The sequence below is a fragment of the Endozoicomonas atrinae genome, from assembly GCF_001647025.1.
Taxonomy (GTDB): Bacteria; Pseudomonadota; Gammaproteobacteria; order Pseudomonadales; family Endozoicomonadaceae; genus Endozoicomonas; species Endozoicomonas atrinae.
Window position 1 is genome coordinate 1 of record NZ_LUKQ02000361.1, and the last position, 4250, is coordinate 4250.

The following is a 4250-nucleotide window of genomic DNA, read 5'->3' on the forward strand; positions in this document are numbered from 1 at the left end:
GTTACGAAGATATCGTGGATTGCTGCTGCGAGGCCTGGAACAATCTATGCGGCGAAGCTGGACGTCTATTCAGTTTATGCTCTCGTCAGTGGGCAGTTATACAGTAGTTAGAAAAAGCAATTGGTATAATACCCTGATTAGATAATCTCCATATTGCTGAAGCGCCAACACTGAAACCCAGAAGACTGACCGGACTTTTGAATTTCTCAATCCTCGATGAAAGCAGTTCTGTATATCGATCCAGCCCTCCCTCCGAAATAAAGAAGGCATAAGCATCAGCTTCACTGACAAAGCTCAAGTGATGCCCCTCATAAGGATCAATAATGTCAATATCGCCGGGCAAACGGTCTACCAGTGCCTCCTGTGCCGGGGTATATCCAAAAATATCTGCAACAACAATTCTCTGCATAATACTTCTTATTTCAGCTTCAATTTAAAGCCTTCATGACTGGCGACAAAACCCAGTTTTTCATAAAAGCGAATAGCATCCGGTCGCTGCTTATCACTGGTCAGTTGAACCAGCGAACACCCTTTCTGGTGCGCCACCAATAGCGTATTGAAACATTGCTTCCCCGTAACCCCTGCTGCGAAAATTCTGGTGAACTCTTACCCCTTCAATCAGGCATCGCCAGCTGCCAGTATGTGTCAGACAAGTAATAAACGTCAGTTGAGCATGCCTGCGATAACACCATCAGACTCAGCAATAATCAACTGGTTATTTGGATCCCGATCAATACTCTCAAAAGCAGAGATATAACGATGATTTAACGGTTCTCCCGCCGCTGCCCCAACGCATCAACAGCGAGCATATCCACCAGCGCCTCCAGATCCTGACGCGTCGCCTCCCGATATTTCAGCTTCATTTAATTGGCCCATTATTGTTGATGCTGATTGCCGTCAGTCACCCACTGAAAACTCCCTAAGAGCTAGGGGGCGTTCTCAATTAGCCTTGAGTCCAGTTGATCACACACGCATTCAGGCAATACCCGAAGGGCATAAAGGCGAACGGTGCAGGGCATGGTGGTTCCATGTTCAAGCCGTTCAACACAGCATGAATGCGTGTGTGATCAACCCGGAGGGCCACCGCAACTACACGGTTGATCTTACTGAGATCAGGTCCGTACATCACGAAAAATGAATGGATTCGCAAACAAAATGATTTGTTGTAGTATGCGCCACCAATTTTTTCCGGGTATCAGCGCTTGATTACTGCTTCCTCAAATGCCTTGTATACAGACCTTTCCTGCTACTACGACCTGATGTGCGCCGACATTAACTATCAGGATCAGAGTGATTATGTACACCGGCTGCACCAGCTGTTCGGTAATAAAGGCACAAAACATCTGGATCTTGCCTGTGGCACAGGCCCTCATGTTCGTCACTTTATCGATAAGGGCTATCAGAGTGGTGGGCTCGATATCAATCAGCCCATGCTGGATATCGCAGGACTGCGTTGCCCGGAAGCCGATTTTGTATTGCAGGATATGTGTGAGTTTGAAGTTGAAAAGCCTGTCGACCTAGTCACCTGCTTTCTCTACTCTATTCATTACAGCAATGGCATTGACAGACTCAGGTCGTGTATTGCCAGTGCACATGCTGCACTGAATAAAGGAGGGCTGTTCTGCTTTAATGCTGTTGAGAAGACCATGATCAGTAACTACTCTGTGGTGAGCCACACGGTTGATTATGATGGCAGCCATTTTGTGTTCAGCTCAGGTTGGAACTACTGTGGTACTGGCGATAAGCAGTCACTGAGATTGAGTATTGAAAAATGTACGGTACAGGAGAGGCAATTCTGGCAGGATGAGCACCCCATGGTCGCCATCAGCTTCAGCGAGCTTGAGAGGTTATTAAGCCCTTACTTTGAGGTTTATACGTTTGAGCATGACTATGAAAAAATAATCCCACTGGGAGAAAACGCTGGCAACGCTATTTTCGCCTGCGTGAAAATCTAAAAGAAGAGTTGCTGTATCGCTATAAATCATAATGAATTATCACGATACAGCATAATTCACATATCGATAGAGGCTGGGGTGCTACTCTCTAAGGCTCAAATACAACCGCAACATATCCTTATGCTGAATGCCATGTTCAAGAATGGGTTCCGGATAATGGTCAAGGAAGTGGTTTTTGATCACTTCAAACACACGAAAGCCAAGTCGTTGATAAAACGTCAGTTGATAACCAAAAGCACCCGTTCCCAGTTCAATACGATGTATTGACCGATGAGAGAGTTCATCAAGTACATAGTTAAGCAGCTGCGTTCCAATCCCCCTGCCCTGCAGCTCCGGCATTACGGAGATGTTGAAAATCTCAACACACCCATTTGAGATCATTTTAACAATACAGGCCGCAATGATACGACCCTGCTCTCTGGCAACAAAGCACCACCCATCACTTAGATAAGAGGTTATATTCGCTTCACAGGGGTCTGCTTCAAGCAGAAGTTCAAGAGGCACATCCTCAGGCCTGGCTTCTTCTAATACCATGAGATTTAGATTCCTTAACCAGCATTTGGGCTGACAGGAACTATAACTCTTATAGAAATCTGACCGCTACCTGTTCCCAGCAGGTGTTATAGGCAAAGTACTCCACCTTTTTACCGGAACTGTGCAAAAACTCATGCAGTGCTTTTATTTCATGTTCTTCCCATTTGGGGAAGTTGTATAACTCATCGAACAGCACAATGGAGCCTTTCACCAGACGATGCCCAATAGCATTAAAAATATCCACGGTGGATTGATACAGGTCACAGTCTATATGAAGAAAAGCTATCGGCTGCTGTTTAAGCACCTCTTCAGCAAAAATGGGCAACGTTTCTTTGAATAGCCCCTTAATCAGGCAGACATTATTGAGTACCGGAGGAGGAACATCTGGGTTGTGATAACCGAACACACCTTTTGGCAGTGGGAAGTCATTCCTGCTCCAATCTTCCGGCAAACCATTGAACGAATCAAAACCGTAGACGGTAGAGCGCGGATTCAGGGCAGCAATGAAATTAATCGTCCGACCAGTACATACGCCGAACTCGGCAATAACACCATCTGGCAGAACTTGATCATTCACATAGCGCATTAATTCAGCATCAATATCAAAAGGCCTGGCATTCTTCAGATACTCTTCAACAAACTGGGTAGCCTCAGCATTCTGTCGATAGTGTTTATCCGTAGAGAAAAAATTAAGGATCTGACTGCCTTCCGGAGAGTCTGCCTTGATAGTATCAATCGTTGATGACCAGTCATAAGAGGGCATTATGAATTGATCAAGCATTGTTTATCCTCATCATTATTAACTGCACATTTGATAGGGTAGACAGATTTTGCACAATGCTAATGATCAATACTTAATAATAAAGCCATAAGATCCGGCCATTAGAATACAAGAGGATTACTGAGCACTTGAGAGAGAAAGGAATCACCTAACCTTCCTCCCCTAGATCACCAGTAACCAAAACCGATTATTTTCTTTTAAAAACAAGAACCCAACCACAATCATCCTGAAAACTGAATTAAAAGATTAAATACTATCATAAAAAATGATTCTAAAAAAATCCGAACAAATAAAAAGCATTGTTGATGATATAACACCCCCCTTAATCACTTACGATTATCAAAACAGTCATTCAATTGTTTTTTTTACTAACTGAATTGTTAGTAACTAATTAAATTTATAGAGTATAATTTTATTCCAAATTTATAATTCCAGAAAATACTTGGTATCAGGCCATAACAAATAAAATACAAGACTATTACTATATCTGATCTGAATATAATACAGCTTATATTTCTTACACCAACTCTAAGCCTATTAAAAAGCAAAAGGATTAAAGCTATGCAAAATATAGATGGATCTATCTCCAGCCTAAATGGAGCTATTCCCAAGACAATAAAACCTACTTCAAGAGCCAGCCTCTCAGCATCCAGAAGTGACGCAGAGCAAGCAAGACTCGGGCGACACAGCACACAGATAAGGGATAATCTCACCGTTGTTTTCAATGGACGAAGAGGACAGCAGATGGATAAGGGTAGTTTAAACCAGCTACTCAGCCAATACGACTGCACTCCTCAGAGGAACCTGCAGCCTGCTGTCATAAGAGGCCAAGATACAGCCCAACTCATCGCTAGGGAATGTAATTTAAATTGTGTAAACGCTTGTCGTTAATACTCCAAAATGGAGAATAACAATGAGCGTTGAAATCAACGAAAAACTGGTAGATCAAATAGCCAGTCAGATTAAAACTCAGGATGATC

5 protein-coding genes are annotated in these 4250 nt (G+C 43.2%); 1 reads left to right on the forward strand and 4 read right to left on the reverse strand.

What is annotated here, in order from left to right; all coding sequences use genetic code 11:
- Positions 1-85: 85 nt before the first annotated feature.
- Both AK963_RS26120 and AK963_RS36785 read right to left on the reverse strand, forming a co-directional pair.
- Entirely contained in the window at positions 86-409 is a 324-nt protein-coding gene (locus AK963_RS26120) for a hypothetical protein (RefSeq protein ID WP_066018286.1), read from the reverse strand.
- A gap of 93 nt (positions 410-502) precedes the next feature.
- The gene (locus tag AK963_RS36785) at positions 503-667 is read right to left on the reverse strand and encodes a GNAT family N-acetyltransferase (RefSeq protein WP_338011562.1); all 165 of its coding nucleotides are present in this window, start codon (positions 665-667) and stop codon (positions 503-505) included.
- A 592-nt stretch (positions 668-1259) separates the two neighbouring features.
- Between AK963_RS36785 and AK963_RS26130 the strand changes: the two genes are divergently transcribed.
- On the forward strand, positions 1260-1955 hold the full coding sequence (locus AK963_RS26130; protein ID WP_193791003.1) for a class I SAM-dependent DNA methyltransferase: 696 nt from the start codon (positions 1260-1262) through the stop codon (positions 1953-1955).
- 81 nt (positions 1956-2036) lie between these two features.
- Here AK963_RS26130 and AK963_RS26135 read toward each other — a convergent pair whose 3' ends face one another.
- Together AK963_RS26135 and AK963_RS26140 are read right to left on the reverse strand one after the other, a co-directional pair.
- Positions 2037-2489 (reverse strand): GNAT family N-acetyltransferase, encoded by a 453-nt coding sequence (locus AK963_RS26135; RefSeq protein WP_066018288.1) that lies wholly within the window; start codon positions 2487-2489, stop codon positions 2037-2039.
- A gap of 49 nt (positions 2490-2538) precedes the next feature.
- Complete coding sequence (locus tag AK963_RS26140) at positions 2539-3270, reverse strand: TylF/MycF/NovP-related O-methyltransferase (RefSeq protein WP_066018289.1); 732 nt, start codon at positions 3268-3270, stop codon at positions 2539-2541.
- Positions 3271-4250 lie beyond the last annotated feature (980 nt).

Coding starts and splice junctions, on each gene's coding strand:
- AK963_RS26120 (WP_066018286.1), bottom strand. CDS start 409: ATGCAGAGAATTGTTGTTGCAGATATTTTTGGATATACCCCGGCACAG.
- AK963_RS26130 (WP_193791003.1), top strand. CDS start 1,260: ATGTGCGCCGACATTAACTATCAGGATCAGAGTGATTATGTACACCGG.
- AK963_RS26135 (WP_066018288.1), bottom strand. CDS start 2,489: ATGGTATTAGAAGAAGCCAGGCCTGAGGATGTGCCTCTTGAACTTCTG.
- AK963_RS26140 (WP_066018289.1), bottom strand. CDS start 3,270: ATGCTTGATCAATTCATAATGCCCTCTTATGACTGGTCATCAACGATT.